Source organism: Rhodococcus sp. ACPA4, assembly GCF_002300185.1.
Classification (GTDB): Bacteria; Actinomycetota; Actinomycetes; order Mycobacteriales; family Mycobacteriaceae; genus Rhodococcus_F; species Rhodococcus_F globerula.
The window spans coordinates 3,674,404-3,700,955 of record NZ_NSDY01000001.1 but is presented as its reverse complement, the minus strand read 5'-3'; the positions used below and the strand labels follow the sequence as shown (position 1 = coordinate 3,700,955).

26 protein-coding genes are annotated in these 26,552 nt (G+C 61.4%); 19 read left to right on the top strand and 7 right to left on the bottom strand.

Translation table 11 applies throughout. The annotated features are described in order from the left end of the window. Window positions 1-109: 109 nt before the first annotated feature. A complete protein-coding gene (locus CJ178_RS16750; protein ID WP_095887158.1) occupies window positions 110-904 on the top strand; it encodes an SDR family NAD(P)-dependent oxidoreductase in 795 nt (264 codons plus the stop codon). A 3-nt stretch (window positions 905-907) separates the two neighbouring features. On the opposite strand, the gene CJ178_RS16745 is transcribed toward CJ178_RS16750, so the two are convergent. Genes CJ178_RS16745 through CJ178_RS16730 form a run of 4 tightly spaced genes read right to left on the bottom strand, consistent with a single transcriptional unit; the run spans window position 908 to window position 3,674 of the window. Beyond that, a complete protein-coding gene (locus tag CJ178_RS16745) occupies window positions 908-1,366 on the bottom strand; it encodes a nuclear transport factor 2 family protein (protein ID WP_095887157.1) in 459 nt (152 codons plus the stop codon). Window positions 1,367-1,417: 51 nt separating this feature from the next. Continuing rightward, window positions 1,418-2,206: an SDR family NAD(P)-dependent oxidoreductase gene (locus CJ178_RS16740; protein WP_033233221.1), complete on the bottom strand. Its 789-nt coding sequence runs from the start codon at window positions 2,204-2,206 to the stop codon at window positions 1,418-1,420. Window positions 2,207-2,236: 30 nt separating this feature from the next. Next, window positions 2,237-2,533 carry a hypothetical protein gene (locus tag CJ178_RS16735; protein ID WP_033233220.1) on the bottom strand — a complete coding sequence of 99 codons (297 nt, stop codon included), beginning with the start codon at window positions 2,531-2,533 and terminating at the stop codon, window positions 2,237-2,239. Continuing rightward, the gene (locus CJ178_RS16730; RefSeq protein WP_033233219.1) at window positions 2,511-3,674 is read right to left on the bottom strand and encodes a Rieske 2Fe-2S domain-containing protein; all 1,164 of its coding nucleotides are present in this window, start codon (window positions 3,672-3,674) and stop codon (window positions 2,511-2,513) included. The genes CJ178_RS16735 and CJ178_RS16730 overlap by 23 nt, the downstream gene beginning before the upstream one ends. Window positions 3,675-3,911: 237 nt before the next feature. On the opposite strand from CJ178_RS16730, the gene hsaA reads away from it, so the two are divergent. From hsaA to CJ178_RS16695, 7 genes are all read left to right on the top strand, one after another. After that, window positions 3,912-5,078 (top strand): 3-hydroxy-9,10-secoandrosta-1,3,5(10)-triene-9,17-dione monooxygenase oxygenase subunit, encoded by a 1,167-nt coding sequence (gene hsaA, locus CJ178_RS16725; RefSeq protein ID WP_033233218.1) that lies wholly within the window; start codon window positions 3,912-3,914, stop codon window positions 5,076-5,078. A gap of 45 nt (window positions 5,079-5,123) precedes the next feature. Further along, window positions 5,124-6,419: a glutamine synthetase family protein gene (locus CJ178_RS16720; RefSeq protein ID WP_257013231.1), complete on the top strand. Its 1,296-nt coding sequence runs from the start codon at window positions 5,124-5,126 to the stop codon at window positions 6,417-6,419. A gap of 56 nt (window positions 6,420-6,475) precedes the next feature. Further along, the gene (locus CJ178_RS16715; RefSeq protein WP_045064961.1) at window positions 6,476-6,826 is read left to right on the top strand and encodes an ArsR/SmtB family transcription factor; all 351 of its coding nucleotides are present in this window, start codon (window positions 6,476-6,478) and stop codon (window positions 6,824-6,826) included. After that, window positions 6,819-7,277, top strand: a complete 459-nt coding sequence (locus tag CJ178_RS16710; RefSeq protein WP_045064958.1) for an SRPBCC family protein — start codon at window positions 6,819-6,821, stop codon at window positions 7,275-7,277. Before CJ178_RS16715 ends, CJ178_RS16710 begins: the two co-directional genes overlap by 8 nt. Before the next feature lie 83 nt (window positions 7,278-7,360). Then, entirely contained in the window at window positions 7,361-8,233 is an 873-nt protein-coding gene (locus CJ178_RS16705) for an SMP-30/gluconolactonase/LRE family protein (RefSeq protein ID WP_095887156.1), read from the top strand. Between the two features lie 10 nt (window positions 8,234-8,243). Then, window positions 8,244-9,248: a TIGR03617 family F420-dependent LLM class oxidoreductase gene (locus CJ178_RS16700; RefSeq protein WP_095887155.1), complete on the top strand. Its 1,005-nt coding sequence runs from the start codon at window positions 8,244-8,246 to the stop codon at window positions 9,246-9,248. A gap of 175 nt (window positions 9,249-9,423) precedes the next feature. Beyond that, on the top strand, window positions 9,424-11,262 hold the full coding sequence (locus tag CJ178_RS16695; RefSeq protein ID WP_230590073.1) for an alkyl/aryl-sulfatase: 1,839 nt from the start codon (window positions 9,424-9,426) through the stop codon (window positions 11,260-11,262). Window positions 11,263-11,319: 57 nt separating this feature from the next. On the opposite strand, the gene CJ178_RS16690 is transcribed toward CJ178_RS16695, so the two are convergent. Beyond that, window positions 11,320-12,852, bottom strand: a complete 1,533-nt coding sequence (locus CJ178_RS16690; RefSeq protein ID WP_179300764.1) for an FAD-dependent oxidoreductase — start codon at window positions 12,850-12,852, stop codon at window positions 11,320-11,322. A 171-nt stretch (window positions 12,853-13,023) separates the two neighbouring features. Here CJ178_RS16690 and CJ178_RS16685 point away from each other — a divergent pair, with 171 nt between their 5' ends. The 8 genes from CJ178_RS16685 to CJ178_RS16650 all read left to right on the top strand — a co-directional run bounded on the left by CJ178_RS16685 (window position 13,024) and on the right by CJ178_RS16650 (window position 22,438). Beyond that, entirely contained in the window at window positions 13,024-13,635 is a 612-nt protein-coding gene (locus CJ178_RS16685; RefSeq protein ID WP_033233213.1) for a TetR family transcriptional regulator, read from the top strand. A 180-nt stretch (window positions 13,636-13,815) separates the two neighbouring features. Beyond that, complete coding sequence (locus CJ178_RS16680) at window positions 13,816-14,979, top strand: steroid 3-ketoacyl-CoA thiolase (RefSeq protein WP_033233804.1); 1,164 nt, start codon at window positions 13,816-13,818, stop codon at window positions 14,977-14,979. A 34-nt stretch (window positions 14,980-15,013) separates the two neighbouring features. After that, window positions 15,014-17,194, top strand: coding sequence for an acyl-CoA dehydrogenase (locus tag CJ178_RS16675; protein ID WP_095887153.1), 2,181 nt, complete (start codon window positions 15,014-15,016; stop codon window positions 17,192-17,194). Between the two features lie 7 nt (window positions 17,195-17,201). Then, complete coding sequence (locus tag CJ178_RS16670; RefSeq protein ID WP_095888010.1) at window positions 17,202-18,404, top strand: lipid-transfer protein; 1,203 nt, start codon at window positions 17,202-17,204, stop codon at window positions 18,402-18,404. Then, window positions 18,404-19,273, top strand: a complete 870-nt coding sequence (locus CJ178_RS16665) for a MaoC/PaaZ C-terminal domain-containing protein (RefSeq protein WP_095887152.1) — start codon at window positions 18,404-18,406, stop codon at window positions 19,271-19,273. The genes CJ178_RS16670 and CJ178_RS16665 overlap by 1 nt, the downstream gene beginning before the upstream one ends. Continuing rightward, window positions 19,273-19,923, top strand: coding sequence for a PaaI family thioesterase (locus tag CJ178_RS16660; RefSeq protein ID WP_033233208.1), 651 nt, complete (start codon window positions 19,273-19,275; stop codon window positions 19,921-19,923). The genes CJ178_RS16665 and CJ178_RS16660 overlap by 1 nt, the downstream gene beginning before the upstream one ends. A gap of 25 nt (window positions 19,924-19,948) precedes the next feature. After that, complete coding sequence (locus tag CJ178_RS16655; RefSeq protein WP_033233207.1) at window positions 19,949-20,737, top strand: SDR family NAD(P)-dependent oxidoreductase; 789 nt, start codon at window positions 19,949-19,951, stop codon at window positions 20,735-20,737. Between the two features lie 255 nt (window positions 20,738-20,992). Continuing rightward, window positions 20,993-22,438 (top strand): aldehyde dehydrogenase, encoded by a 1,446-nt coding sequence (locus CJ178_RS16650; RefSeq protein ID WP_095887151.1) that lies wholly within the window; start codon window positions 20,993-20,995, stop codon window positions 22,436-22,438. Between the two features lie 46 nt (window positions 22,439-22,484). Here the strand turns inward: CJ178_RS16650 and CJ178_RS16645 are convergent, their stop codons facing one another. After that, entirely contained in the window at window positions 22,485-23,957 is a 1,473-nt protein-coding gene (locus CJ178_RS16645) for an FAD-dependent oxidoreductase (RefSeq protein WP_095887150.1), read from the bottom strand. Window positions 23,958-24,152: 195 nt separating this feature from the next. On the opposite strand from CJ178_RS16645, the gene CJ178_RS32805 reads away from it, so the two are divergent. Both CJ178_RS32805 and CJ178_RS16635 read left to right on the top strand, forming a co-directional pair. Further along, window positions 24,153-24,293: a hypothetical protein gene (locus CJ178_RS32805; RefSeq protein ID WP_165826230.1), complete on the top strand. Its 141-nt coding sequence runs from the start codon at window positions 24,153-24,155 to the stop codon at window positions 24,291-24,293. Window positions 24,294-24,816: 523 nt separating this feature from the next. Further along, window positions 24,817-25,317: a hypothetical protein gene (locus tag CJ178_RS16635; protein ID WP_033233204.1), complete on the top strand. Its 501-nt coding sequence runs from the start codon at window positions 24,817-24,819 to the stop codon at window positions 25,315-25,317. A 121-nt stretch (window positions 25,318-25,438) separates the two neighbouring features. Here CJ178_RS16635 and CJ178_RS16630 read toward each other — a convergent pair whose 3' ends face one another. Beyond that, complete coding sequence (locus tag CJ178_RS16630) at window positions 25,439-25,696, bottom strand: hypothetical protein (protein WP_033233203.1); 258 nt, start codon at window positions 25,694-25,696, stop codon at window positions 25,439-25,441. A 264-nt stretch (window positions 25,697-25,960) separates the two neighbouring features. On the opposite strand from CJ178_RS16630, the gene CJ178_RS16625 reads away from it, so the two are divergent. Next, window positions 25,961-26,470, top strand: a complete 510-nt coding sequence (locus tag CJ178_RS16625) for a nuclear transport factor 2 family protein (protein ID WP_033233802.1) — start codon at window positions 25,961-25,963, stop codon at window positions 26,468-26,470. Window positions 26,471-26,552 lie beyond the last annotated feature (82 nt).

Below are 26,552 nucleotides of genomic sequence, written 5' to 3'. Positions count from 1 at the left end.
ATTCAAGAAAGTTGGACTGAGCCGTTCGTCAGGCGTTCACTGGGATCAATTGGGTATTTCCCGCCCTACGGGAGATCCGGAGCTCGGTGATACGCCGAAAGGAACGAAGATGAACAGGCTCGAAGGTAAGAATGTTGTGATCACGGGGGCGGCCAGCGGGATCGGGCGCGCTGCGGCAGGGTTGATGGCTGCAGAAGGTGCGAAGGTTCTGGTTGCCGATCTTGATGCGTCTCACGCGGAGGAGGCTGCTGCTTCGATTCGTGAATCAGGCGGTATTGCAGTAGGTTTCGGCGTCGATGTGATGGACGAAGATGCCGTCGCTGCGATGATCGACCGAGCAGTAGCCGAATTCGGTGGCATCGACGTGCTGTGTAATCACGTCGGTGGAAGCAATCCACGCAAGGATCTTGATCTGCTTCGGATGGACTTGGACGAGTGGGATCGCGTCATGGCGCTCAATGCTCGCAGCACTGTTGTAGCGTCGCGACTGGCGATTCCGCACATGACCAAGGCCGGCGGTGGGTCGATCGTGAACACCGCGTCGGTTGGCGGATTGATCGGTGACTCTTTGCAGTCGGCCTACGGCGCGGCCAAGGCTGCGGTGATCCGGCTGACTCAGTACATCGCTGTTCAGTACGGGCCGGAGAACATTCGGTGCAACGCCGTGGCACCGGGTGCGATTATGACACCCGCACTCGTGGACAACATCCCGGCTGACGTCATCGAAGGAATGAAGCAGGCAAACGCGCTTCCCTACCTCGGCGAACCTGAAGACATCGCACACGCCATGGTCTACCTGGCCTCGGACGAGTCTCGCTACATGACGGGGCAGACCTTGGTGGTCGACGGCGGACTCACCAGCAAGAGTCCCCTCGCAACCGGTCGTTCGTCGATGTTGGGCTGATATCTAGCGACGCCACCCGCTGGGGCCCGCGCCGAGAACCTCGATGGACCCACGGACTCCGTGGGAATGCTTGGTGCGGTGTGTCATTCGCCAAGTTCCATCGATCAGTGCCCACGAATCGTGGTAGTCACCCAGCGTCGAAAAACTCAGGTGCGCCTTGCTGCCCGTACCCAGATGCATGTCGCTGACATAGGCGCGGCTAGTGGCAATATCGCCGACCACCTCGACGAGTACGTTGCCGATCAGATGTTGGGTGGGGCCGCAGTCGTCGAGGAACGAGCGGATGGAAGCCACTACCTCGGCGGGTCCGCGCAGCGTTCCGGTACCCAGTTCTGCCGTAGCGTCCGGCGTCATGATCCGGTGGAGTTCGTCCCAATCGCGAGCGTCCATGGCTCGGGCGAACTCGACGATGGAGCGGGTGATCTCGCGTTCGGCGAGAAGAATCGTGATGTCGACGCTCATGCTGTGCGCCTTTCTTAACGTCGGGGGGTTAATAAAGGCGCACAGCAGAAGTCAGCGGTTGAGCAGCTTGCGCATCGCTTCGGCAGCGCCCTTGACCATCTTGTCGCGGGGGAAGCCGCTGCGCTTCTGAGCGCCCTCGTAGTTTCCTGCGGCAACCCAGATCGGGCCGTCGGCAAGGTGCTCGAGGCCTTCGCGTGCAACATCTTCGGGCTCGGCGACGTTCATGCCGGGGATGTCGAAGTTGAGACCGGCGCGAATCATAGCCGGTGTGCGCGTCACCCCGAGAATGAACTCGACGACGTGAACGCCGTACGGCTGGAGTTCGAGCCACAGGCTCTCGGCAAAGATGCGTCCGAATGCCTTGGACGCTGCGTAGATGCTCTGGTGCTCGGAGCCCATGAATCCGGCCAGCGAACCGAGCAGCATGATGCCGCCGCGTCCGCGATCCTTCATCAATCCGCCGAAGTGGTGCGAGAGTTCGAGCTGCTTGTTGATATTCAGCTCGATGACTCCGGCAAATCCCGTCAGATCACCGGTGACGAACTCGTGGCCGTAGCTGTTGGCGCCGGCGTTGAAGATGAGCAGGCCCACCTCGACGTCGTCGGTGACAGCCTTGATCTGATCGAGCGCGTCGGGAACCAGCAGATCCAGTGCCAGAGTGCGTACTTCGACGCCGTTGGCGCGTGCCTTGGCTGCGGTCTCCTCGAGCGGGCCCGGCTTGCGGGCGATGAGCACGAGGTTGATACCGATCTTGCTGAGCTCGTCGGCGAACCCCGCGCCGACACCTTCGGAACCGCCGGCGATGACTGCCCACGGGCCGTAGTACTGAGGATCGATCATTACTACCTTCTTCGAAAGATGTTGGCTTGACTAATGAAACGGGGCGGGAACGGGTTCGCTGTCGTCGACGATCGGCTTGGGCACCGGCTCGTCGTTGAGGATCTCGAGCTCGCCTGCCGTTGCAGCGTTCACGATGGACGCGATCAAGGCGCCGCACTCCTTGCGAGGAGCGCCTGGGCGTCCCTCACGTTGCCCGAATTCACGTTCGTCGGCGATCTCGAGGCACTTGGCGCGGGCCTGGTCACTCCACTGAACGGTGGTGTGTTCCCAACTGTTCTTCTGGACCAGGACCTGCGCCTTGCACTCAGCGCACTGAAGAGGCTGCATCTTCGTCTGCCTTCTTCGCAGCGAGGTTGTCTTCGACTTCCTTCTGCCAGGCGGCGACGGGGCGCGCGGTGTCGAGTTCGAATTCGAAGCGTTCGGTCATCTCGGGAGCGATGTCCGCGACGTCGACGTAGAACTGCTCGTACCAGCGACGGAGCTGGTAGACCGGGCCGTCCTCTTCGCACAGGAGCGGGTTCTCGATGCGAGTCTTGTTCTTCCAGATCTCGACGTCCTGCTCGAAGCCCTTGGCGATGAACGTGCCGAAGTTCGCTGCCATCGCGTCGGCGGCTTCACCCTGGAAACGATCCGACTTCTTGACGATGATGCCGTACTGGAGGACGAACTTGTCTGCGCTGACCGGGTAGTGGCAGTTGATGAGTACGGAGTCGACGTTGTAGTCCTCGTACTCGTAGGTCAGGTCGTCGACCATGAAGGAGGGGCCGAAGTACGTGGCGACGGAGTTGCTGCCGACCATCTTCGGGGTGCCTGCTGCGTGCGGACGCATGTCCGAGCGAGCGACGCCGCGCATGTACTGCGTTGCGGCGTGGCCTTCGAAGACGTTCTTGAAGTACGTCGGGAAGGAGTAGTGCACGTAGAAGAAGTGCGCCATGTCGACGATGTTGTCGACGATTTCGCGGCAGTTGGTGTCGACGGTCGTGGTGTACCAGACCCAGTCGCTCCACTCGTCGCTGAGCGCGCCTTCGATGCGGGGGATGGCTACGTCGTCCGTCGGCGGGTTGCCCTCGGGGTCGTGCCAGACGAAGAGCATGCCGTCCTGGTCGAGGGTCTGCCATGCACGCGTCTTTGCGAGCGGGGGAACGCGGCGTGCGTACGGAATCTTCTGGCACTTGCCGTTGCCGCCCCAGCGCCAATCGTGGAACGGACAGGCAATGGCGTCGCCCTTGATGGTGCCCTGGCTCAGGTCGCCACCCATGTGACGGCAGTACGCGTCGAGAATCTTGACGTTGCCTTCACTGTCGGCGAAGACGACGAGCTTGGTGCCGAACGCCTCGATGGAGTGCGGTTCGCCGTCCTTGAAGGACTCCGTGAGTCCAATGCAGTGCCATCCACGTGCAAAGCGAGTAGGTGCGGTTCCAGCTTGGATCTCGCGAACCTCGTCGTTGTCGGACTGATTGATCGTCACGATGAGTCCCGTCCTTTCCAGGGTCAATGTCAGACTGACGCTAGGTGAGCCGTGATGGGCGCTCTGGCCGTCGTCTCACTAGGCGGGACCAGTGTGTGACCGAGTCGAAGACGGCATCAGTCCCGGCCTCCGGGACTTCCGGTCAGCGGAATCGCGGAAGAAGATATCGTGACGGGGCATCCGCTATGTCTATTTGCCGATCCAGTTTCCGTTGATCGGTGCAAGGAGTGTCTTCCCATGGTCAACAAGGTTCTGAGCGCCGTTCGCGATCTGCTTCCCAAGATTGCCGAGCGAGCTCAGAAGGTGGACGACTCCAGGAAGATACCGGATCGAACCATTCGTGAGCTTGGCGATGCGGGTGTCTTCGCGATGCTGCAGCCCAAGCGCTACGGCGGCGCCGAGAGTGATCCCGTCCAGTTCTACGAAGTGGTTCGTGCGATTTCTGCAGCCTGCGGGTCGACCGGGTGGGTCGCCTCCGTCGTCGGCGTACATCCGTGGCATCTGGCCCTCTTCGACGACCGTGCCCAGGCAGATGTCTGGGGCGAGGACCAGTCGACGCTCATCTCGTCCGCCTATGCGCCGGTCGGTCGTCTGACGGCGGTGGAAGGCGGATACGAGCTGTCCGGCAACTGGGGATTTTCCTCCGGGTGTGAGCACGCAACCTGGGCTTTGCTTGGAGCGATGGTCGTGGGCATGGACGGGCGTCCGGTCGACTTCATGACTGTGTTGGTACCGCGCACCGATTACGAGATCCGTGACGTCTGGGACGTGGTGGGCATGCGCGGGACGGCGAGCAACGAAATAGTTGTGAAGAAGGCCTTTGTCCCCGAGCACCGGTTGAAGCGCAATTACGAGACGGCCCACTTGCAGGGACCCGGCCAGGCGGTCAATCCCGGTCCGCTGTACAAATTGCCCTTCGGAACTATCTTCACGTCGACGGTGGCAGCACCTTGCGTGGGAATTGTCGCCGGTTGCTACGAGGGTTACCTCGAAGTCATGCGCGAGCGTGTTCGGCTCAGCCTGGGCGGTGGACGGTTCAGCGAGGACCAGTTCGCTCAGGTGGCCGTGGCGCGGGCGTCGTCGGAGATCGATGCGGCGATTCTGCAGATGGATCGCAACGTCCGCGAGATGTACGAACTCGCCGCGGCCGGTAAGGAGCTGCCGCTCTCGATGCGGCTGCGTGCTCGGCGTGACCAGGTTCGCGCTACGGAGCGTTCGGTGGAAGCGATCGACATGCTGTTCAAGACGGCCGGCGGAAACTCGCTGTCGCGCGGCAACCCGATCGAGCGGGCGTGGCGCGACGTTCACGCGGGCAGCGTGCATGTGGCAAACGAACCGGAGCGGGCGCTGGCGCTGTACGGACGGGCAGCATTCGGTTTGCCGGTCGAAGACAATCTGATCTGACTGTCCCGGGTTCACAATGTGAGGTTGCGGGGTAACCTCCGCCCTGTGAGGTACACCTCCGAACTGATCATCGGGTCGATTGTCGATCTGGCTGGTGTTTCGCGGGCGAAAATGGTGCCCGCGAACAGGGTTGACGTTTTTGTCACCAGCGGGATGGGTGCGTCGCCGAGCTGGAATGTGTTCTGCGCCGACGACGCCCTCGCCTTCACCGAGGAGCTTTCCGCGGTGGGTGATCTTCGGTTGAGGATCGCGGAATCAGACCTGCGTGCCGTGGGGGACGATGTGTCCTGGGCGCCTGCGACCCTGCACGAGTTGGACGGATCGATATCGGCTGTGTGCAGTCGAACGGCACTACGCCGCACAGTCCAGACGCTTGCGCACGACAATCTCGAAGCTCGGGTGGGTCACGAAATCGAGTTCACACTCTTCGGCGGGGTTGTGGCCGAACAATGGTCCGCCTACGGACTCGGAGCTGCACTTGCGCAGGAGAGCTTTGTCAGGGATCTGTTGGTGAATGCCGAACGCGCCCAACTGAATATCGAACAGTTTCACGCGGAGTACGGCCTCGGACAGTTCGAGATCTCGCTGGCGCCGGCGTCACCGCTCGAAGCGGCGGACAGCGTGATCACAGCCCGAATTCTGATCTGCCGCACCGCCCGATCGCACGGAATGGCTGCATCGTTCTCGCCGATGCCCATCGTGGGTGGCTCGGGAAACGGTGCACATCAGCATATTTCGTTGACTCGATCCGGCAAGCCGATCTTCTCCGCTGGAAAACAGGATTACGGGATGACCGAAGACGGTGCCGGTGCGGTGGGTGGCCTACTTGCTCACCTCGCAGACCTGGGCGCGGTGTTGGCGTCGTCGCCGCTTTCGGGACTGAGGTTGCAGCCCGACACCTGGTCAGGTGCCTTCATCTGTTGGGGTCATGAAAACCGCGAGGCCGCAGTCCGATTCTGCGCCGAATCCATCGGAAATCCTCACGGTGCCAACGTCGAAGTGAAAGTGGTGGATGCCTCCGCGAATCCGTATCTTGCTACTGCCGTCATTCTCGGCGCCATGCATGCGGGTATTGCCGGTGCGCTGACGCTGCCGCCGGAAGTGAGCGTCAATCCGTCAGGTCTGGCTGATGCACAGCGGGCGGTACTTTCGATTACGCGCATGCCGACCGAGATGGGCGAGATGCTGCAACGACTGCGTTTGTCGGAAGTTGCGAAGAGTGTCCTCGGAGACGCGATCATCGATGCAATGGTCGCCGTGAAAGCACTCGAAAGGTCACGGTGCTCGGAGTTGGACGAGTCGGTGCTCGTCGAGCGATTGCGATACGCCTGGAGTGCTTGACGGGGACCGATGGGCGTTCTAAATTTAAGTTGTTCCTTAATTAAGGAGTTGCTTAAATGAGCAATGAGCTCGACGCGGTATTCGGGGCGTTGGCAGATCCCACTCGGCGTGCGATGCTGACGCGCTTGACCAGCGGTTCCATGACCGTGGGGGAATTGGCCGAGCCGTTCGAGATGAGTCGGCCGGCGATATCGCAGCATCTGAAGGTGCTCGAAAAGGCCGGATTGATCGAACGCACGGCCTCTGCGCAATGGCGCACCTGCACGCTGCGAGCCGAAGGTCTCAACGATGCAGCCGTCTGGGTCGAGGAACACCGTCGCGGTTGGAACGAGCGTTTCGATCTTCTCGACGAGCGACTCCGTGAACTGAAGAATCCCGAATTGAAGAAGGAGAAGGGCAATGAGTGAGCACAATGTCGATCAGACCGCAGAATTCACCATCATCCGAATCTTCGACGCACCACGTGAACTTCTCTGGCGCGCGTGGACCGACCCGGACGAGGCGGCGCGCTGGTGGCACCCGCGTGGTGTGAGGAGCCCCCGCGAGCACGTCGCCATCGACCCGCGCGTTGGTGGGACATACAGCTATTTGATGATCAACGACGAGGACGGCGCCGAATACCCGACAGGCGGAACGTATCTCGAAGTCGAAGAGCCGAAGCGGCTGGTCTTCACCTGGGGTAACCCGGAGGAGTCGGTCGAGAGTGCACCCCGCATCACTGTCACGTTGGTGGAGCAAGGGGACAAGACGGAAATGACGTTCCACCTGGTTGGTATCCCCGGATTCAAGGGCGATGGGAATGTGTACGACGGTTGGAACGAGGCCTTCGACATCTTCGAGGAGTTGATGACTGAATAGTCGCAATCGGGCCCTGTGTCCGGGTGCCGGTGATTGAATGGCGGAAAGCTCGCACTTCACCGATTTAAGGGGAGTCCAAGGCCATGGCGCGTGAGACGACCGTCGTACTCGACGGCTACACCTATTTCGAATGCCCACGTTGGCACGACGACCGCATCTGGGTATCGGATTTCTATAGCCACCAGGTGGTTTCGGCTCGCGAAGACGGAACGGATGTTCGCGTCGAGGCCGAAGTTCCCGGGCAGCCGTCGGGTCTCGGCTGGTTGCCGGACGGCAGGTTGCTTGTGGTGTCGATGCGCGATCAGAAGGTCCTTCGTCGCGAACCGGACGGGCAACTGGTCGTTCATGCGGACCTGTCGACGTATGTGAGCGGCAACGTCAACGACATGCTCGTCGACGCTCACGGCCGTGCGTACGTCGGCAACTTCGGGTTCGATCTGATGAATCTGGCGGCGGTGGAGACTGCGGATCTGCTGCGGGTCGATCCGGATGGCAGCGTGCATGTTGTGGCGCGGGATCTGCACTTTCCCAACGGCATGGCACTGACTTCCAGTGGGGAACTGCTGGTGGACGAGACCTTGGGCAATCGCATCAGTGTTTTCTCCGTCGCGGACGACGGTTCCCTGGGGGAGCGTCGTGATTGGGCGACGTTCGGCGGCGTGCCTGATGGTTCGACGATGGAGTCCACCATTTCCCAGATGGTGATCGCGCCCGACGGGTGCTGCATCGATGCGGACGATTCGATGTGGGTAGCCGACGCAATCGGTAGTCGGATACTTCATGTGGCGGCGGGATCTGGAGTGATCGACGAGATTCCCTTCGAAACCGGGGTGTTTGCCTGCGGGTTGGGTGGGGCAGACGGACGAACACTGTTTGTCTGTGCGGCACCGGATTTCAACGAGCACGCACGTAAGGTGGCAACGGAAGGAAAGTTGTTGTCGATACGTCTGGAGTAGTTGGATTCACATGGAATTAGTGACGTCGCTGCCTGCCGATACCCCGCTCCGGCACGTTGCGGAACGGGTGCGCCGCATCGAGGAACTCGGTTTCGACACCGTGCACATTTCGGAGACCGTTCGAGATCCGTTTGCCGTTGCGGCTCTGGCCATTGAGCACAGTTCCAGGCTCACCGTGCGGACGTCCATGGTGGTGGCGTTTGCGCGTAGTCCGATGCTGACGGCATTGGCGGCCTGGGATCTGGCGGACTTCTCCGGCGGCCGATTCCAGTTGGGTTTGGCAACTCAGGTGCGCGGAAACATCGTCGGACGGTATTCGATGCCGTGGACGGACCCTGTTGCGCAACTGCGCGATTACGTCGGCGCTGTTCGGGCGATATTCGAGGCTTTCCGATCCGGTAGTGCTCTCGACTACGAGGGCATACACTACACATTCAATCGGTTGCAGCCGTATTTCAATCCGGGGCCGATCGACGTCCCCGCACCCGAGATCTGGACGGGCGGGGTGAACGCGCGGATGTGCGCCCTGGCAGGCGAGGTTGCCGACGGTTTTGTTGCACATCCGACGAGTTCACATCCGAAAGTGCTCAGGGAGAAGATAATTCCGGCGCTCGAGTCCGGTGGCCGGAAACCTCGGATTGTCGCAGTTCCGAAGGTGATCACCGGGCGTGATGGCGCCGCAGTAGCTGCGGCCCGTGAGCCGGTACGCAAAGAGCTTGCGTTCCTTTACTCCACACCGGCCTACCGAATTGCGTTGGATGTACTGGGATTCCCTGAGGTCGGTGAGAAGTTGACGTCGATGGCGCGCTCGGGCGGCTGGGCCGATCTGGCCGGCGTACTTACCGACGACGTTCTCGACGGGTTGATCACACAATGCACGTATTCAGAGTTGCCGGAAGTGCTGACTACGAAGTACGGAAGCATCTGTGACGGCGTTGCCTTGGCGATCCCGACGGATCCGGCCGACGATGAAGATTTCCGAAGTATGTGCGCGGAGTTTCGAGCCGCGGAGTAATACTGCTGCGGTTTGATCTCATCTCTTACGGGTGATGCGCCGACGGTGTCGGCAGGCCAGATTGACTCCTGAGGGTTCTGAGACGAAGTCGGAGGAGACGTCATGTTCCGGGCAGGAAAAACCAGCAACAGCATTCACCGCTGAGATCAACCGCGCGGCGGTGGCTAATTATCCGATGTCGGATCGGGAAGATTTTGGTGACGCGGACCGGGGGTTCATCACCGGGTGGGAAAACGACCAGGTCTTCAACGACAAGGGCGAGCTGATCCACGACGGTCGACCACTCGAGTACATCGCTGACGACAAACCTGCGCCAGAGTCCGTCAACCCCAGCCTGTGGCGCCAGTCGCAGGTAGTGAAGCGGTCCGGTCTGTACAAGGTTGTCGACGGTCTGTACCAAGTCAGATTCGCGGTTAACCTGACCATCGTCGACGCCCCCGACGGGCTCGTCATCATCGACACCACCACCAGCGCCGACCTTGCCAAAGCAGGACTCGAACTGTTCCGGCGTGAGCTGAACAATGACAAACCTATCGCCGCGATCATCTACACCCACACACACTTCGACCATTACGCCGGAGTCAAAGGCCTGGTCGACGAAGCAGACGTGGCATCGGGAAAAGTCCCGATCGTCGCGCCCGGAACCATCGAGTCTTTCAACAAGTTCGCGATCGGCGAGAATGTCATCACCGGTAATGCGATGTCGCGGCGGATGGGATACACCTTCGGTTTGATTCTGCCGCAATGTGATTGCGGGCTGGTGACCGTTGGCCTGGGCTCTGGCGCTGACGGAATGAACATCCACATGACCTACATTCCGCCGACCGACGGCATCACCAAGACCGGTGAGGTACGCAATCTCGGCGGGTGGGATTTCGAGTTCCTCTACGCTCCTGACACCGAAGCACCGGAGGAGATGCACATCTGGATCCCGGCCATCAAAGCACTCACCTGTGCCGAGAACGCCAATCACTCGATGCACAACATCCAGACGATCCGAGGCGCACGTACCCGAGATGCGCGCAACTTCGCCAGGTATCTGGATGAGACCTTGGTGCGATGGGGTGCCGACGTCGAAGTGCATCACGGTCCACACACGTGGCCGGTATGGGGGAACGCCACGGTGGTGGAATTCCTTGAATCGCAACGGGACATGTACAAGTTCATTCACGATCAGGCGCTACGATTCGCGAACCAGGGCTACACGCCGCTCGAAGCTGCGGAGGTCGTCCGGCTACCGGAGGCAATCGGTCAGAAGTGGTACAACCGCTACTACCACGGCGGATTGCATCACAACGTTCGCGCTGTCTTCCACAAGGAGCTCGGCTTCTGGGACGGTGACCCTGCGACGATTTTGCCGTTGTTGCCGGTAGATCATGCCAAGCGCCACGTCGACCTGATCGGACGTGAAAAGTTGCTTGCCGAAGGGCGCAACGCTTTCGAGTCCGGTGACTACCGGTGGGCAGTGCAACTGCTGCACCACCTCGTTTTTGCCGACCCTGACGACGTCGAGGCGAAGAACCTGCAGGCCGACGCCTACGAGCAGCTCGGATACCAGCAGGAAGTGCCGCAGTATCGTTCGATCTTTCTCGCCACAGCGATGGAACTGCGGAACGGGGTGACCGGTGCAGGCCAGATCAACACCGACACAACCGACACAATTCTTGCGATGCCGATCGATCTGCTTTTCGACTATGCGGGTGTACATCTCATCGCCGAAAAGGCGGACGACGTCGACATTTCCATCAACTTCAGTTTTGCTGACACAAAACAGGATTGGAACATGTGGGTGCGACGGGCGGTGTTGAACGCTCGGGCAGGGCACGTCCCGGATGCGCAACTGACGCTCAGCGGTCCCAAGCCTCTACTTGCGGGAATCCTGCTGAAACCGGGTGACGCATCAGCGATTCTCGACGGTGGGAAAGTAAGTGCAACAGGTGATCTGTCGGTTTTGAAGACGCTGGCCGAGGTGATGGATACCTTCGATCCGAATTTCGATATCGCCACGCCGTGAAACAAGGCAAGTGGGGCAGGCGGTACGACATCGCCTGCCCCACTTGCCTGTGTAGTGCTACTTCGCCATGTCCTGGGCTGCTCGGTAGGAGAAGACCATGGCCGTACCCAGCGGGACGCCGGGGCCGGGGTAGAAGCGGCCGCTGAGCGACGCGCTCGTGTTGCCTGCTGCGTAGAGGCCGTCGATCACGGTACCGTCGGCGCGCAGAACGTGTCCGTCGATGTCGGTGACCAAGCCGCCCTTGGTGCCGAGGTCACTGAGAACGATGCGTGCCGCGTAGAACGGGCCGGTCTCGATTGCGGTGAGTGCTGCGTTGGCGCCGCCGTTGGGCGGGCAGAAGAACGCATCGTAGGGATCTTCGCCGCGGTGGAACTGCTCGTCGACACCCAATTTTGCTGCGTCGTTGAACTTTTCGACGGTGCTACGCAGCGCGTCAGCCGGGATGCCGGTCTTTTCTGCGAGCTCTTCGAGAGTGTCTGCAGCAACCCAGGTTCCAGCCTCGAGGTGCTTGGCGGGAGGGGTGTTGGGGATGCTGATCGCGGGCAATCCGCCGCGTTCACGGGAATCGAAGATCATGAACGACGGTACGGCAGAACCATTGTCGTTGTGCGCGTCCATCGCGCGGCCGAACTGGTCGTACGGCAGCGACTCGTTGAGGTAGCGCTCGCCGGCCTTGTCGACGACCAGGCCGCCGCGGACACCGACCATGAATGCGGCGCTGCCGTCGGGCTGCTCGACGCCGGGGCAGAACCAGGCCTGATCCAGCAGCGCTGTTGCGCCGCCGACAGCAACGCCGGCACTGATCGCGTCGCCGGTATTCGCGCCGAACGGGCCCATGCTCCAGATGGCCTTGCCCGGGGTGCCTGACTGCTCGCGCAACGTGTCGTTGCCTTCGATTCCACCGGCTGCCATGAGCACGCCACGGTTTGCCTTGATGCGCTGGGTTTCGCCACCGGATTCGACCTCGGCGCCGACAACGCGGCCGTCTTCGACGATCAAGGAGGTGAGAGTGGTTTCGGTGCGCAGATCGGCCTTGCCGGTGCTCTGAACGGCTGCGAGTAGACGGCCGATCAGTGCACGTCCGCCGATCATCTTGCCGGGCGCATGGCCCTGGCCGGTTCGGTCCTGATCGAGCTCGGGACGAACCAGTTCTGCGAGGTCGCCGATGTCAGCCGGGTCGAGATCGAGCGGGTTGATGGAGCGTCCCGTGTCCATCCGGCCTTCAGCCTTGTAGTAGTCGGGGAAAGCCCGGAACTCGAATTCGATGTTCGGGTTCTTCTCCAGTAGCGCGACGACAGCGGGGGCTGTGTCGACGTACGCGTCCTGGCGATCGGACTCGGAATCACCGAGCAGCGAGCGCAGGTAGGTGCGCGCGTTCTCGGTGGAATCGGGCAGGCCGGCACGTTCCTGGACCTGAGTTCCCGGCAGCCAGATGGAAGCTCCGGAGTACGACGACGTTCCGCCGAAGCGGTTGGTCTTTTCGATCACGATGGTGCTCAATCCGGCAGCTGCGGCGGTATAAGCACCGGTCAGCGCGCCGCCGCCGGAACCGACGACCAATACGTCGCACTCCGTGGTCCAGTCCTGCATCATTGCGTCCTAACTCGAAGAGGGTGGGGCCTATACGCAATACCCAGTGGCCCGCGTTGGCTATGTCAGGTCTCACTCAGCGGGCAATATGCCGACATGCGGGGATTGGGTGCGAGAATTGACTCGGTCGTCCGCGGCCGCTACACACTCACAGGATGATTAGGGGCGACGGTGCCGAGAATTGCCGAGGTCAGAGACGCGGCCGAGCCCAGTTCGGACGAGCAGCGGGCACGCCATGTCCGGATGTTGCAAGCTGCAGAAGAGCTGGCGACGGAGAAGGAACTTGCTCGCGTCCAGATGCACGAGGTCGCGAAGCGTGCCGGAGTCGCTATCGGGACGCTGTACCGCTACTTCCCGTCGAAAACTCACTTGTTCGTTGCCGTGATGGTCGAGCAGATCGATCAGATCGGCGACACCTTCACCAAGCATCAGGTGCAGTCGGCAAATCCGCAGGATGCCGTCTACGAAGTGTTGGTGCGCGCCACCCGTGGATTACTGCGTCGGCCGGCCCTCTCGACAGCGATGCTGCAATCAACCAGCACCGCCAACGTCGCAACAGTTCCCGATGCAGGCAAGATCGATCGGGGTTTTCGTCAGATCGTGTTGGATGCGGCGGGAATCGACAATCCCACCGAAGACGACAACACCGCATTGCGACTGCTGATGCAGCTGTGGTTCGGCGTGATTCAGTCCTGCCTCAACGGCAGGATCTCGATTCCCGACGCGGAGTACGACATCCGCAAGGGCTGCGATTTGCTTCTGGTCAATCTTTCGCGGCACTGACAGCGATTCGCCTCCGGGCGTTGAGCTTGTCTTATTCTCAAAATTGAAATGAATTCTAATTCAAGAAGCGTACTGAACGTGGACCGCCGCGTTGCTCTACTTAAATAAATAGAATACATTGCAGAAAAGTGATAGGTGAGCCAGCTCACCAACCGATATCTCTACGAAGGAGCGCTCATCATGGGCCATGCAGTCATCGTCGAAGCCGCCCGCACACCGATCGGCCGTCGTCGCGGCGCGCTGGCGGGACTGCACCCCGCCGAGATTCTGGGAGCAGCGCAGCTCGGAGTTCTCGAACGGGCAGGCGTCGCCCCGGAAGACATCGGACAGATCATCGGCGGCTGTGTCACTCAGGCGGGCGAGCAGTCCAACAACGTCACGCGTCAGGCATGGCTGCACGCCGGACTGCCGTACAGCACCGCGGCAACCACCATCGACTGCGCCTGTGGATCTGCCCAGCAGGCAGTGCATTTGATTTCCGGCCTCATTTCCTCGGGTCAGATCTCAGCCGGTATCGGCTGTGGCGTCGAGGCTATGAGTCGTGTGTTCCTGGGCCAGGCAAATGCGCCCGGAACGGGAAACCCGTACCCGGACGACTGGACGATCGACATGGGCGACCAGTTCACCTCTGCGCAGCGAATTGCCGAGAAGCGTGGCATCACGCGCGCCGACGTCGACGCATTCGGTCTCGAGTCGCAGCGCCGCGCAGCCCAGGCGTGGGCCGAAGGTCGCTTCGACCGTGAAATCGTGCCCGTCAAGGCTCCGGTCGTCACCAAGGAAGGTACGCCGACCGGCGAGATCGCTACGGTGACCCGTGACGGCGGCCTTCGCGAGACCACTGCGGAAGCGCTCGCCGGACTCAAGCCGGTCATCGAGGGTCATATCCACACCGCCGGCAACTCGTCGCAGATCAGCGACGGAGCCGCAGCAGTGCTGCTGATGAGTGAAGAGCGCGCACAGGAACTGGGCCTCAAGCCCCGCGCGCGGATCATCGCATCCGGCATGGTCGGATCCGATCCCTTCTACCACCTGGACGGCCCGATCGAGTCCACCCAGATGGTGCTCGACAAGGCCGGAATGACCCTGAACGACATCGATCTCGTCGAAATCAACGAGGCTTTTGCTTCCGTCGTCCTCTCCTGGGCACAGGTCCACGGGGCAGACCTGTCCAAGGTCAACGTCAACGGCGGCGCAATCGCTCTGGGACACCCCGTCGGTTCCACCGGTGCTCGCCTGATCACGACGGCGCTGCACGAACTCGAGCGTTCCGACAAGTCCACGGCTCTGATCACGATGTGCGCCGGTGGAGCTCTCTCGACCGCCACCATCATCGAACGCATCTGACCCGTACTCACACTTTCGAATTGACGAGGTAGACATGACTATTGGATTGAGTGAAGAAGATCGCGACCTCCGCGATTCCGTACGGGGCTGGGCCGCGCGCCACGCAACGCCGGCCGTCATCCGCGAAGCTGTCGAGGCCAAGGTCGAGACCCGCCCGCAACTCTGGGACGGGCTTGCCGAGCAGGGCCTTCTGGGTCTGCACGTAGCCGAGGAATTCGGTGGCGCCGGATACGGACTCGTCGAACTCGCGATCGTCGTCGAGGAACTGGGACGCTCCATGGTTCCCGGCCCGTTCCTGCCGACCGTGCTGGTCAGCGCAGTCCTCAGCGACGCCGGAGTCACCGCGCCGCTTGCCGGCCTGGTCGACGGCAGCTCACTCGGAGCTGTTGCCGTGCAGCCCGGTTCGCTGAAGATCACCCGTGACGGTGACACCGCTACCCTCAGCGGAACGTCGAGCCACATCCTCGGCGGACACGTCGGCGACCAGTTCCTACTCGCCACGGACAGCGGTTTCGTTCTGCTCGGACGCGACCGGCTCGAGGTCACCGACTTGGCCAGCTACGACGTCGTGCGTCGTAATTCCGAGGTCACCGTCGACGGACTGGTGCTCACCGCCGCCGAGATCCTCGACATCGACAGCCAGCGTGTACTCGACATCGCCGCAACCCTGTTCGCGGCCGAGGCGTCGGGTCTGGCCGACTGGGCGGTGACCACTTCTGCCGACTATGCGAAGGTGCGTCAGCAGTTCGGGCGCCCGATCGGTCAGTTTCAGGGTGTCAAGCACAAGGCTGCCCGGATGCTTGCTCTTGCCGAGCAGGCCCGTGTCTGTGCTTGGGACGCAGCGCGTGCGCTGACGCCCGCAAACGGAGTCGGTGCCGAAGAGGCTTCTCTCGCAGCAGCAGTCGCCGGAGCCACGGCCCTCGAAGCCGGTTTCTCCGTCACCCGTGACTGCATCCAGGTGCTCGGCGGAATCGGCTACACGTGGGAGCACGACGCGCACCTGTACCTGCGCCGCGCGCAGTCCCTGCGGATTCTGTTGGGCTCCACCGCTTCTTGGCGCCGCCGCGTCGCCGCGCTGACCATTGCCGGCACCCGCCGCGTGCTCAGTATCGAATTGCCGCCGGAGGCCGAGGCGATCCGCGCCGATGTTCGCGCTGAACTCGCTCCGGCTCTCGAACTCGAAGGCGCCGCGCAGAAGACGTACCTCGCGGAAAAGGGCTACACCGCACCGCACTTCACGGCTCCGTGGGGCAAGTCCGCCGACGCCGTCAGCCAGCTCGTGATCGCCGAGGAACTGCGCGCGGCGAAGATCAAGCCGCACGACATGATCATCGGCAACTGGGTCATCCCGACGCTCATCGCGCACGGCAACCAAGAGCAGCTTGCCAAGTTCGTGCCACCGTCACTGCGCGGTGACATCGTATGGTGCCAGCTCTTCTCCGAGCCGGGCGCAGGTTCCGACCTCGCAGCTCTGAGCACGAAGGCCACCAAGGTCGACGGTGGCTGGAAGTTGCAGGGCCAGAAGGTATGGACGTCGATGGCACGCGACGCGCACTGGGGCATCTGCCTCGCCCGCACCGACGCCGACGCCCCCAAGCACAAGGGCCTGTCCTACTTCCTCATCGACATCAAGAACAGCGGCCTCGACATTCGCCCGCTGCGCGAGATCACCGGTGAAGCACTGTTCAACGAAGTCTTCTTCGACGACGTCTTCGTTCCCGACGAGTGCCTCGTCGGCGGGCCGGGCGACGGCTGGAAGCTCGCTCGAACCACGCTGGCCAACGAGCGTGTCTCGCTGTCGAACGACTCCTCCCTGGGATCGGGCGGCGAGGCACTGCTGAGCCTGGTCGACGGACTGCCAGGCGGTATCGACGACGAGCAGCTGACGGTACTCGGAAAGGTGCTGTGTGACGCGCAGTCCGGCGGTTTGCTGGGTCTGCGGACCACGCTGCGCTCGCTGTCCGGTGCGCAGCCTGGTGCGGAGTCCTCCGTTGCGAAGCTCATCGGTGTCGAGCACATCCAGCAGGTGTGGGACGTGGCCATGGAGTGGGCCGGACCGAGTTCGCTACTGGGCGACCAGCATCGGATGTCTGCAACTCAGATGTTCCTGAACTCGCAGTGCATGTCCATCGCGGGTGGTACAACGAATGTTCAGCTCAACATCATCGGTGAGCGAATCCTGGGTCTACCTCGTGACCCCGAACCGGGAAAGTGATCTGCACATGAGCAATCGCACATTCGTCATCGGCGTGGGTATGACCAAGTTCGAGAAGATCGAGACCCGTGACTGGGAATACCCGGACATGGTGACCGAAGCTGTCACGAACGCACTCACCGATGCAGGGATCAGCTACGACCAGATCCAGCGCGCTGCAGTCGGTTACGTGTTCAACGCGTCGACAGCGGGCCAGCGTGCCCTGTACGAAACAGGTCTGTCCGGTATCCCGATTTTCAACGTCAACAACAACTGCGCCACCGGTTCGACGGCGCTGATGATGGCTCGCGAATGGGTCCAGGCCGGACAAGCCGACTGTGCACTGGCCGTCGGGTTCGAGAAGATGACCAAGACGGCACTGACCGGCAACGGTGAGATGCCCAAGGTCACCACCTTGGACTCGCAGTTGAAGATCATGGTCGAGGATTACGGGTTCGCCCGCTCGCCGATGACAGCTCAGCTGTTCGGTAACGCTGCCGTCGAGCACATGCAGAAGTACGGCACCACGGTCGAACAGATCGCTGCCGTCGCGGTCAAGAATCACAAGCATTCGGTCAACAACCCGTATGCGCAGTTCCGTGACGAGTACACCCTCGAACAGGTGCTCGAGGACAAGATGATCCATGCGCCGCTGACACGTTCGCAGTGCTCGCCGACCTCGGACGGCGCCGGTGCTGCCGTCGTCGTGAGTGAGAAGTTCGTCCGTGAACACGGACTCGAGGACCGTGCGATCGAGATCGTCGCTCAGGCCATGACTACCGACACCGAGGCAGCGTTTGCCGAGAAGTCGATGATCGACGTGGTCGGCGCTCCGATGACGGCTGCGGCCGCCGAGCAGGTCTTTGCCGAAGCCGGCATCAGCATCGACGACGTCGATGTCATCGAACTGCACGACTGCTTTGCAATCAACGAGATCATCACCTACGAAGGTCTCGGAATGTGCGGCGCCGGTGAAGGCGGCAAGCTCGTCGAATCCGGTGCCACGACGTACGGCGGCCAGTGGGTCGTCAATCCGTCTGGCGGCCTGATCTCGAAGGGCCACCCGCTAGGTGCCACCGGGTTGGCGCAGTGCGCCGAACTGACGTGGCAGCTCCGCGGTACCGCAGACGCCCGTCAGGTCGAGGGCGCTCGAATCGGATTGCAGCACAACCTCGGACTGGGCGGCGCGTGCGTCGTGACGGTCTACCGAGCCGGAACTTTGGAGAACTGATGGCTATCGATCTCGAGGTGGCATTGGCCGCCGAACCGACTGTGCGCGAAGCGTCATGGACTGACCGCGACGTCATGCTCTACCAGCTGGGCCTCGGAGCGGGAGTAAATGCTCTGGATCCTGCCGAGCTCACCTGGGTGTACGAAAAGGGTCTGAAGGTTCTTCCGACCTTCGCGATGGTTGCGGGTCAGGGCATTTCGGCAGGCGTACTGCCGCCCGCGGCGATGAACATGCCCGGCATCGACATCGATCTGCGCAAGATCCTGCACGGCGGACAGTCGCTGACCCTGCACGCGCCGATCCCGTCGACGGGTACTGCGCGCATCTCCACTCGCATTGCCGATGTGTGGGACAAGGGCAAGGCTGCCGTCATCGTGCTCGAGACTGCGGCCGCGGACTCCGACGGTAATCCGTTGTGGACCACCGGAATGCAAATCTGGGCCCGCGGTGAAGGTGGATTCGGTGGAGGCGCCGGTCCCGAAGTTGTTGCCGGAGTTCCCGATCGTGCGCCCGACGCCGTGCTCACCTCCACAACCAGCTCGTCGCAGGCGTTGCTCTACCGGCTCAGTGCAGACATGAACCCGCTGCACGCTGATCCGGCATTCGCGAAGATGGCCGGCTTCGACGCACCGATCCTGCACGGCCTCGCGTCGTACGGCATCGTCTGCAAGGCCGTCGTGGACGGTGTGCTCGGCGGCGACCCCTCTCGGGTGAAGAACTACTCGGTGCGCTTTGCCGGTTCGTTGTTCCCGGGCGAATCCATCACCACGTCGGTGTGGCAGGACGGCAACACCTTGACGCTGGCTGCAACCTGCCCTGAGCGCGAGAACTCCCCGGTTCTCACGCACGCCACAATGGAGATCAACTGATGACCGTCGGAACCCACCCCACTGCCGCAACACATCCGGGCGGAACGGTTCTGACGTCGCCGCCGCAGGATGCACCCATCGATCGGGCGACCGAGGCAGCGCGCAGGCTCATCGACGCGTTACAGCGCACTGACCGCGACAACGCAAACCTCGATCGAGTTGCCGAGGAACTCAACAGCATCGTCGCTCACCTCGAGCAGCATGCGCCCGAGGTCGAAGAGCGATTGATCGACATGTGGAACGGTGAAGGCGTCACTCGTCACGACCCGGTGACCGGTCGAGAAAACGCCATCGCACCGCCGGTGGTTCTCGAAGGACTCGAAGACGGTTCTGTGCAGGGCGTTGTCACGTTGACATTGCCGTACCAGGGCCCTCCCGGCCACGTGCATGGTGGCGTGTCGGCGATGCTGCTCGATCACGTCCTCGGTGTCGCCAACGCTTGGGGTGGAACAGCCGGTATGACAGCACAATTGAGCACGCGCTACCACCGTCCGACCCCGTTGTTCGTGCCCTTGACCATCAGCGGCAAGTTCATCTCCAAAGAAGGCCGCAAGGTTCACACGGTGGGCGAGATCAGGACGCCCGACGGTGAAGTGTGCGTTTCGGTCGAGGGTCTGTTCATCGACAAGACAATTCCGCGCCCCAGGTAGGGGTTCTGACGAAGGAGGAACCCCAGTGGGGAAGCTCGACGGACGCGTAGCTGTTGTGACCGGCGCCGGCATGGGCATCGGACGTGGTGTGGCAGGTGCCTTCGCGCGTGAAGGCGCGTCGGTGCTGGTTGCCGAGATCGACGAGGCGGCCGGCCTCGAAACCGCCCAGTGGTTGCGCGACGAGTGGGGCGCGGAAGCAGAATTCATCCGCACCGACGTCACCGACAAAGCTCAGGTTCTTGCCATGGTCGACAAGGCCGTCGAGCGGTTCGGACGCCTCGACATCCTGGTCAACAATGCTTGGCGGACTTTCGGTTTCGCTCGGCTGGAGAAGATGACGGACGAGCAGTTGCGCGGCGGTTTCGACATGGCAGTGATGGCCGCTTTCTGGGCCATGCAAGCCGCGTTGCCTGAACTCGAGCGTCACGGCACCGGCCGCGTGATCAACATGTGCAGCCTCAACGGCGTGAATGCTCACATGTACTCGGTGCAGTACAACGCGGCCAAGGAAGCGCTGCGGACACTGACTCGCACTGCTGCCCGCGAGTGGGCTCCCAAGCACGTGAACTGCAACGTCATCTGCCCCGGTGCGCAGAGCGCGGCGTATAAGCGTGTTGCCGAAGCTAATCCGGAGAACGTGGCCGTCATGGCCGCGCAGAATCCGATGGGGCGGATCGGCGATCCCCTCGACGATATCGGCCCCGTTGCAGCCTTCCTGGCAAGTGACGACAGTCGTTATGTCACCGGCAATACCCTCTTCGTCGACGGTGGTGGGCACATCAACGGTGTGCAGTGGGCGCCTACCGTGGACTGACTTTCGCCTGCATAGACACATGTGGCTCGACGCTGATTCAGCGTCGAGCCACTGTGCGTTTGTAGGCCTTGTCCCGTTCCTGCCTCGAGTACCCGAAACAAACCACGTCCTTGACAGCGCCTCGTGGCTCACCGATAGTAGTCAAACGAACGATCGCTAACCTGTCGATTGCAGGTTGAGGCTTCACGGCGTTGCAGTGGCGTCTGCGATCGATCGCTCAGGCTATTCTTCCGAGCTGAAAGTACCGAGGCAGACATGGAAATCGAGCATTCGACTCTGTTCATCGACGGTGAGTGGGCAAAGCCGGCAACTGGTGGTGCGATTCAGGTATTCTCGCCAACTACCGAACAGTTGTTTGGCATTTTTCCGGAATCCTCGACGGCAGATGTCGACTCGGCCGTCGCTGCCGCAGGCCGAGCACTGCGCTCCTCGGAGTGGGCAAACCTGGACGGATCCGATCGCGCCGCGATTCTCGACAGGTTCGCGGATGCCGTCGAACGGCGATCGGAGGAGCGGGCTTCGCTGGTCAGCCGGCAGAACGGTATGCCGATCACTCTCGCCCGGTTTGCTGAGGGGGACGCCCCGGTGCAGCTGCTGCGCTACTACTCCGATCTGATTCGTTCGTCGTCGGTCGAAGAAGTGCGTCAGAGTCTCTCCAGTGCCGGTACGACGATCGTTCGCAAGGAACCGGTCGGCGTCGTGGCTGCGATCGCACCGTGGAATTACCCGGCGATCCTGTCGATGTTCAAGATCGCTCCTGCACTGGCCGCCGGTTGCACGGTGGTGCTCAAGCCTTCTCCCGAAACGACACTCGACTCCTACCTCCTGGCGGAAGCAGCCGTCGAAGCCGGCTTGCCTGCCGGCGTTCTCAACATCGTGACAGGCGGCCCCGATGTCGGTCAGTATTTGGTGGCCCATCCAGGCGTCGACAAGGTTGCGTTCACCGGTTCGACGCCTGCCGGTAGGCACATCGGTCGAGTCTGTGGTGAACTTCTGCGTCCCGTCACCCTCGAACTCGGCGGAAAGTCAGCCGCGTTGATCCTCGACGATGCCGACATCGAAACTACCGTGGCAGGACTGGCCACGGCGTCGCTGCTGAACAGTGGTCAGACGTGCTACATGTCGACGCGAATTCTTGCACCGGCCAATCGGTATTCCGAATTCCTCGATGCGGTGACTGCAATGGCGGCGTCGCTGCCGATCGGTGACCCCGCTGATGCCGGTACCTTTGTCGGCCCCTTGGTCAGCGAGCGTCAGTACAAGCGAGTTCTGTCGATGATCGACGCGGGAAGTGCCGAGGGCGCAACGGTCACGACAGGTGGCAAGCGTCCTGCACACCTCGATCGTGGATGGTTCGTCGAGCCGACAGTATTCGGCAATCTCGGCAACGACGCGAACATCGCGAAGGAAGAAGTGTTCGGGCCGGTTCTGACCGTGATCCCCTACAGCGACGAAGCCGACGCCATCGCGTTGGCGAATGATTCCGAGTACGGCCTCGGCGGCACGGTGTGGACTGCCGACCGCGATCGAGGGATCGACGTGGCCCGGAAGGTGGAAACAGGTTCCTTCGGTGTGAATACCTATGGCCTGGACTGGGGTTCGCCCTTCGGCGGGGTCAAGGCGAGTGGGGTAGGCCGTGAATTGGGGCCGGAAGGGCTCGCGTCGTACTACAGCCTCAAATCGATCTTCCTGCCGGAGTAGCACTGCTCGAATGCCCCGGAGTGCGGAACTCCGGGGCTGCGGTTGTCTATCGGCCGGCCGCCGAGATACCGGCTCTGCGGCCGAAGAAGGTGCCGTCTCCCAACGAGGTTCCGCTGATGTATCCCCAAGAATGCAGGCCTGATGTTGCTCGGCCGGCCGCGAACAGTCCAGGGATAGCTTCCCCGTCCAGATTGAGGACCCTGCCGTCGACAGTGGTCCACAGACCGCCGGTGGTAAACACCTCGGCACCGCCCCCATTCGATGCGCCAAGCTCGGGAGGCGCCATCCCGCGTCGAACATCAATTGCCGCGTAAGGAGATTGGAGCGGACGCAACCATCGCGCAGATTTGTGGAAGTACGGGTCGACTCCATCTGCTGCATGCTTGTTGTACTCACCGATCGTGGTGACCAACGCGCCTGCGGGCATCCCGATTTCTTCCTCGAGTTCTTCGAGGGTTTCGGCCACATAGTGAGGCTGCACCCCCCAACGTTCTACTTCGGGGACTTCTTCGTACGCCTGCTCATCGAGGATTACCCATACATCGAGACCGTGTCGGTACAACGCGGCCTGACCGACCAAGCCGGGATATACATCCTCGTTGATGAAGCGTTGCCCCACGTTGTTGACGATCATGCCGCGCACCATCATTGCGGGAACCAGCGTGATTCCCACCTGGCCGGCAGACATGTGTTTGACGGCAGCTCCGACTGCCTGGGCGATAACGATGCCCCGACCGTCGTCGCCACCATCACTATTCACGCCCAATCCCACAAGCTGTGGTGCGTGTTGAGCCACCATCTCGGCATTGTCGGCGAAGCCACCTGTGGTGAGAACAACCCCGCGTCGCGCGCGGTATGTGACCGTCTTGCCGAAACTACGTGCACTGACCCCAACGACGCGAATGCCGTCCATGATGAGGCGTGTGGCGTATGTATCGGTGTGTACGCCGATATTGTGTGCAGTCACCTCTTCGGAGAGCTTTGCCATCAATACCTTGCCGCCGAAGCCGTCAGCGGTGACGCGGTGACCACGCGGAGCTGGTTTGGCGAGTTCGTCGTAAGGCCAGCTGTTTTCGCCCAGCCACATCAAACCGTCATCAGTAGGTGGCACCCACGTAGGAGAATCCCACAACGACGGTTTGAACGGCACACCGTGATCGACCAGCCACTGGTAGTGCTCCAAACTGCCATGGGCGTAGGCATCGATTTTCTCTTTGTCTGCGTCCGGCCCGAGCGCAGCCATGAGGTACGCCGCCATATCTTCGGGAGTATCGGAGAATCCGCATGCACGCTGAGTTTCGGTGCCGCCGCCGAGATAGATTTCGCCACCGGACAGTGCGGACGACCCGCCTCCACCGCTTGCCCGTTCGAGCAGAATCACGTCACTGCCACGAGCGCAGGCCTCCAACGCTGCCGCTGCACCCGCGCAGCCGTATCCGACGACGAGGACTTCGGTTTCGTGGTCGAAATTCTCTACATCGTGGATATTCAGTGGGGCTACGGGATGGCGCGCACTCATAGAAGATCTCCAGTTCAGTTGTGTTTTCCGCACGCTACGGTCGCTCGTAGTGCTGGTGAAGTGCTTGTGCCATCCAGCGGGAGATGTCGGGTCTGAGTAGATAGCTCGGCAGCCAGTCGGCTGACTCGCAGAGGCCCGGCGACGTATCCTGAATCCAGAAATCGAGAACTCCGTATTGAAGAGACGAGGCTCGGGATGTCCGATTGGGTGAAGAAGATCGAGGCCGAGGCCAAAGGTCTGCTAGCCGAGGCAGAAGAAGAGCTGACGGTGTTGGAGGGCGTCGACACCATCGATCCTCTTGCCGAGCAAGGTGAAGACACGCCCACATCGGATTGAGCCTCGAGTACGCCAGGGTCCGTCAGAACGGTGGCGGGTCGTTGCCCTGGTTGGTGCGCTTTTTGGGGGGAGATCGGAAAGGCTGCCCAGAAAGTCCAGAACTGTTACATCCGGCTTACTCGCGCCCACGCAGCCCGCCAGTCCACTGAGAGCGATCACTCGTGCAGTGTCGACGACACTGAATCTGACTGACGTCGAGTGGGGCTCTGTGAATTGCGTGTTCGCTCCAGCCCAACGCTGCGCAATGTCTTCGTCGGTTGTCTCAATATCGTTATCTCATGCGCCGGAGTTGGCGCAGAGGTTGCCGTCTTGGCCGACGCCCGTCCACACCCTGCGTACTCGTGCGGGACCCATCGCCTCGACGAAGAAGACTTGAGCTTGCGATTGTCGTGTCTCGATCTCGATCGGGTTCCGTCGGGACAGTTCCTTCACTTGTATTAATTAGTTATAGTGTTTTTGTCATTGGGGTACGTCATATCCGCGCTTTGTTGGCTAGCGGCTGGAACGAGTAGGGGTGAAGACAATGGGCGATGGCACGACAGCATTGGTGGGAAGGCTGGTTATCGACTTACCCACGTCCACGGTGACTGTCTGTAGCGCTGCGGCGAGCATTCTCGGGGAAACGTTCGTCGAATCGGTGGAACGTCAGGTCAACCAACCCCGGCGTGGTCTGCGTGATGTGCGTCCAGAGGTCGCCGCCGCGCTCAGTGCGAAGCACTGCAATCACGTAGTCCTGCGGCGGCGCGATGGAATACTGCGAGAGCCGGTAGTGATGGCTGTTGAACCAGCCAACGGCCAATCTGCCCTGATCGTCGCTCACATAGTGGATCACAGCAGGGACGAAGACTTGGCCGCCGCGGACCAGGCGGTCCTCGTGGATCTTTTGGCGGATGGTGGTGCAGATGGAGCCGCCAGACTCGTCGGTGCGGTCGCCGAGCGGTATGGCGTAGACGATTACACTGCGTCGGCGATCCTGCGATACAACGCAGAGCGGTCTCTGGAGAAGTCGAATATGACGGTTTGATCTTGCGCGACTGGGCTTGGTTTGCCGCCTAGTTGGGCATTCCCCTTGCTTTTGATCGCGAAGGTCTCCTCGAGAGCTTCGTCATTGGCTCGATACGCCACCTACCCGCTGTCGATTGCTCCTAATTCTCAGTTGCGGCTTCGCCGGACGTGGTGAACCTTGACTCGCCTCGGGTCTGAGCGAGGATGTTCGAAAGACTCCGGACTTCCTCTTCCAGTATCCCAACAGCGGAAACAAGCGACGACAGTACGGATACAACCGCTCCGTCGGCCAAACCTTCGTAGACGTAATTGTCCACAGCTCGGTCGAACTCGCGAGCGATGGCAACACTCATGCTGGAGCCCGACGTGAGCTCGTCACGTAGATCAGCTGCAATCACGAGGAATTCCTTTCGTTGAAAATTAATCCTTGTATTTTAAGTTTAGCGTTTCGAGTGTCGGGATGTTGGCATTCCACGACAGTGAAGGCAGAGCGATGGCCAGGGCTCGTTCGTTAGGTTGTATCTAGCCTTGGCCTTTCGCGTGATTCGGCGGTCGGGTGGAATGTCGTACCGGCCACCGGAATCCGTGAAGGAACCGGGTGAGAGATTTGGGTAGGCTAAGACGAGTTTCTCACTTTACATCTAGCGGGAAGAGTGCTCACCGTGGTTTCAACCGAATCGAACGTCATCGCCGAGTTGGCGGCCAGACAGCAGATCGCCGAATCGCTGTACTCGTACTGCCGTGGGCTCGATCGAATGGATCGACCGCTGGCCGACAGTGTCTGGCACCCAGACGGTACGGCTGACTACGGTCCAGGATATCGAGGCAGTGCAGCGGGGTTTCTCGATTTCGTGTGGGCTTACCACCTCAGGTTAGAGTCGCATTCCCATATGGTGAGCAACACCATCATCTCGGTCGATCTGAATTCGGGCACGGCGAAGAGCGAATCGTATGTCGCCGTGTGGTTGCGGTCGGCACCGTCGGGAGGAACGGTCACCGATGTGTTTCACCGCGGCCGATACGTCGATCGATGGTCTCTGCGCGAAGACTTGTGGGCAATCGATCATCGGATCTACGTTGCAGACCTCATGCATGAGACGTCGAATCAAGCGGGACCTGAAACCTGGGGGCGAAGGGACACCACAGACCCGAGCTACCAGGTTCTGGGCTGACGCAGCTATATCTCCGACGGTGACTAGGAGGATCAGATCTGTGCGACAGCAACGTCGGTCCGACATGACGGGCTACCTTGGT

Bases quoted from the DNA above. Each gene is read 5' to 3' on its own strand.
- CJ178_RS16705 (WP_095887156.1), top strand. From the start codon at position 7,361: ATGGCGCGTGAGACGACCGTCGTACTCGACGGCTACACCTATTTCGAA.
- CJ178_RS16735 (WP_033233220.1), bottom strand. From the start codon at position 2,533: ATGCAGCCTCTTCAGTGCGCTGAGTGCAAGGCGCAGGTCCTGGTCCAG.
- CJ178_RS16635 (WP_033233204.1), top strand. From the start codon at position 24,817: ATGGGCGATGGCACGACAGCATTGGTGGGAAGGCTGGTTATCGACTTA.
- CJ178_RS16645 (WP_095887150.1), bottom strand. From the start codon at position 23,957: ATGAGTGCGCGCCATCCCGTAGCCCCACTGAATATCCACGATGTAGAG.
- CJ178_RS16710 (WP_045064958.1), top strand. From the start codon at position 6,819: ATGAGTGAGCACAATGTCGATCAGACCGCAGAATTCACCATCATCCGA.
- CJ178_RS16740 (WP_033233221.1), bottom strand. From the start codon at position 2,206: ATGATCGATCCTCAGTACTACGGCCCGTGGGCAGTCATCGCCGGCGGT.
- CJ178_RS16690 (WP_179300764.1), bottom strand. From the start codon at position 12,852: ATGCAGGACTGGACCACGGAGTGCGACGTATTGGTCGTCGGTTCCGGC.
- CJ178_RS16675 (WP_095887153.1), top strand. From the start codon at position 15,014: ATGACTATTGGATTGAGTGAAGAAGATCGCGACCTCCGCGATTCCGTA.
- CJ178_RS16650 (WP_095887151.1), top strand. From the start codon at position 20,993: ATGGAAATCGAGCATTCGACTCTGTTCATCGACGGTGAGTGGGCAAAG.
- CJ178_RS32805 (WP_165826230.1), top strand. From the start codon at position 24,153: ATGTCCGATTGGGTGAAGAAGATCGAGGCCGAGGCCAAAGGTCTGCTA.
- CJ178_RS16695 (WP_230590073.1), top strand. From the start codon at position 9,424: ATGTCGGATCGGGAAGATTTTGGTGACGCGGACCGGGGGTTCATCACC.
- CJ178_RS16745 (WP_095887157.1), bottom strand. From the start codon at position 1,366: ATGAGCGTCGACATCACGATTCTTCTCGCCGAACGCGAGATCACCCGC.
- CJ178_RS16665 (WP_095887152.1), top strand. From the start codon at position 18,404: ATGGCTATCGATCTCGAGGTGGCATTGGCCGCCGAACCGACTGTGCGC.
- CJ178_RS16750 (WP_095887158.1), top strand. From the start codon at position 110: ATGAACAGGCTCGAAGGTAAGAATGTTGTGATCACGGGGGCGGCCAGC.
- hsaA (WP_033233218.1), top strand. From the start codon at position 3,912: ATGGTCAACAAGGTTCTGAGCGCCGTTCGCGATCTGCTTCCCAAGATT.
- CJ178_RS16670 (WP_095888010.1), top strand. From the start codon at position 17,202: ATGAGCAATCGCACATTCGTCATCGGCGTGGGTATGACCAAGTTCGAG.
- CJ178_RS16680 (WP_033233804.1), top strand. From the start codon at position 13,816: ATGGGCCATGCAGTCATCGTCGAAGCCGCCCGCACACCGATCGGCCGT.
- CJ178_RS16715 (WP_045064961.1), top strand. From the start codon at position 6,476: ATGAGCAATGAGCTCGACGCGGTATTCGGGGCGTTGGCAGATCCCACT.
- CJ178_RS16700 (WP_095887155.1), top strand. From the start codon at position 8,244: ATGGAATTAGTGACGTCGCTGCCTGCCGATACCCCGCTCCGGCACGTT.
- CJ178_RS16660 (WP_033233208.1), top strand. From the start codon at position 19,273: ATGACCGTCGGAACCCACCCCACTGCCGCAACACATCCGGGCGGAACG.